2 protein-coding genes and 1 pseudogene are annotated in these 2,347 nt (G+C 56.6%); 2 read left to right on the top strand and 1 reads right to left on the bottom strand.

Annotated elements, in window-relative coordinates; all coding sequences use genetic code 11:
- Nucleotides 1–86: 86 nt before the first annotated feature.
- Both AB6809_RS36105 and AB6809_RS36100 read left to right on the top strand, forming a co-directional pair.
- Nucleotides 87–329: a hypothetical protein gene (locus AB6809_RS36105; protein ID WP_371028594.1), complete on the top strand. Its 243-nt coding sequence runs from the start codon at nucleotides 87–89 to the stop codon at nucleotides 327–329.
- Between the two features lie 16 nt (nucleotides 330–345).
- Nucleotides 346–1,677 carry an McrC family protein gene (locus tag AB6809_RS36100; protein ID WP_029969528.1) on the top strand — a complete coding sequence of 444 codons (1,332 nt, stop codon included), beginning with the start codon at nucleotides 346–348 and terminating at the stop codon, nucleotides 1,675–1,677.
- 434 nt (nucleotides 1,678–2,111) lie between these two features.
- On the opposite strand, the pseudogene AB6809_RS36095 reads toward AB6809_RS36100, so the two are convergent.
- Nucleotides 2,112–2,273: pseudogene (locus AB6809_RS36095) on the bottom strand (preprotein translocase); the annotation flags it as partial.
- Nucleotides 2,274–2,347: the final 74 nt, after the last annotated feature.

Below are 2,347 nucleotides of genomic sequence, written 5' to 3'. Positions count from 1 at the left end.
CGACTCAACACTCCCGGGAGGTTCAACATCACACTAAATCCAACTGCAAATCTGTCCGTTGAACCGGGTCAATCTCAATCCTGCCTTTGTTGGAGGAGTATTTCTTCGAGGACTGGCAGAAAATTCAGCTCGTGCTTGCTGACAACCAAAAACAGGAGCCGGCGCGATTTGTCACTGAGAGCCAGGACCATGAGGATGAACTGGCACGCTTATTTGGTGATGCGCACGGTTTAGATATTTACGGCACCAAGCGGCGTTATGGCGTCCAGGAGGCGGCCTTTTCCAACCCCGACGCCTATATCGGCATCTACCAGACATTCCTCCCATGAGGTCGCGAGAGCGCGGATGAGCGGCATCACGATCTACGAATTCGACGCTCTGGTGACAGAGGGTACGGACGTGACGGGGGCAGAAGGGCTGCACGCCATTCCGGCCAACGTGTTCGGATGGCTTGAACTCGAGAGCTTACGCGGGGAGGATGGCGAGGCAACATGGCTGCGTCCCGTCCGGCGCCGAGGTCGGCGTGCCGTTCAGGTAAGGAGTTTTGTCGGTGTTGTACGTGCTCCGGATGGTTTCCAGATCGAAGTGCTGCCCAAGGTTGGCAAGGTCATCGGCGGCGGCGCTATAGAGGCCCGACGGCTGTTGCTCGACATGCTGCTTTGTCTCAACGGCTTCCGTCACATCCGAACTGACAGAGCCAAAGTCGCGGCCGCCCACATGCCCTTGCTTGAAGTCTTCATCGGCGAGTTCCTGTTGAGCGTGGAGCACGTCGTCAAGCGAGGGCTCCGTAGCGATTACACGAGTCGGCAAGGCAACTTGTTCTCGCTCCGGGGGAAATTGCTGATGGCGCTACATCTCCGGGAGAATCTCTGCAGGGCGGACCGCTTTTTCACTGAGCACGACGAGTACACTCCAAACCGTCCGGAGAATCGACTGTTGCATGCTGCTCTGCGTCGTGTTTTGGCGTTGTCGGCATTGCAGGCGAACCAAAAGTTGGCGCGCGAATTGTGTTTCGTGTTCGCTGAGATTCCGCCCTCCGATCTGCCTGATCGCGACTTCCAGTGTGTGCGGCTCGATAGAGGGATGAGCTATTACAACGATGGGTTGGCTTGGGCCCGTCTGATTCTCGACGAAGAATCTCCCTTGACCGGAGTCGGCGCACACCGTGCCCCTTCGCTTCTGTTCCCTATGGAGGCGGTATTCGAGGCATTCGTCGCGAAACATCTCGCCAACCAGCTAGTTCGTCCCCTACATTTGAAGACCCAGGCCAGAAGCCATCACTTGATTCGTCATCTCGGTCAGGACTGGTTTCGCCTCAAGCCGGATTTGCTTGTTCGCGATGCCGGGCGCGATGTGTTGGTGCTCGACACCAAGTGGAAGTTGTTGGATGGCCTGAAATCGGACGGCAAAGACAAGTACGGTCTCGCTCAGGGCGACTTCTACCAGCTCCAGGCGTACGGTCACAGCTACTTGGATGGCAAGGGGGACGTCGTCTTGATTTTCCCGAAGACTGAAAGTTTCGACGTACCGCTGGCCGTTTTCGAGTTCCCTAAGATTGCCCAGTTACGGCTATGGGTCCTGCCGTTTTGCTTGAAATCGAGAAGACTGATCGTTCCGGTGGAGGCGCCGTTCAAGGGGCGATTTGCAGAGGCTGGTTCGAATACAGGCATGGCGTGAGGGCGCGGCACTGCGAGATTGCCGTTTGACGCAGGCGAAACACCGATGAACGCTGGGCTCGAAAAAGGAGGAAATCGACCTCACACACCGTAGACAAACTCCCGTTTGCCGGCGACGTGCTCGACGCCCATGCGGCATGCGCACCTCATACCTTTGAGTCGATGTGGTGAGGCGAAGACTTCCCATAAGGTGCACTTTCTGGTCGCTTGCATGAGAATTAACCGTCAAGTGGGCGTCGACGGCTTTAGCATCAAGCAAGCATCCCAGCAGAAGAGAAGTGGGGGCAACTTTGGGGGTATTTCTGGCGTCTAGGTCCAGCGGGTTTTAGCGATGTAATGGTCGGGAGTTCGATCCCTTGGTTTTTTATATGAGGAGATAGGTGTATTAGCTAGGACCCGATCTGACGGATGGTCGTGCGAAATGTTCCGCATCGCTCACTTCCGGTGCTCAAACTCGATCCGCGCTTGCTCTAACATCCACCCCTCAATTTTGTCATGCCACATGCGCAGAAGGTCGAGGGGGCGGCGGCGGTAATGTTTCTCGGCGATTGCCGATGGCTTGTGTCCTTGGATTTGGGCGACGATCCCGACCGGTGAGGTTCCCTCTGTTTTTCGCCTTCCAGAGGCCCCGGGTTACGCAGCCGTCTCTTTCGTCTGCTGAGCCTTGAGCC

The sequence above is a fragment of the Paraburkholderia sp. RCC_158 genome (assembly GCF_041355255.1).
In the GTDB taxonomy this organism is placed as follows: domain Bacteria; phylum Pseudomonadota; class Gammaproteobacteria; order Burkholderiales; family Burkholderiaceae; genus Paraburkholderia; species Paraburkholderia graminis.
This window is presented reverse-complemented; position numbering and strand designations above follow the sequence as displayed.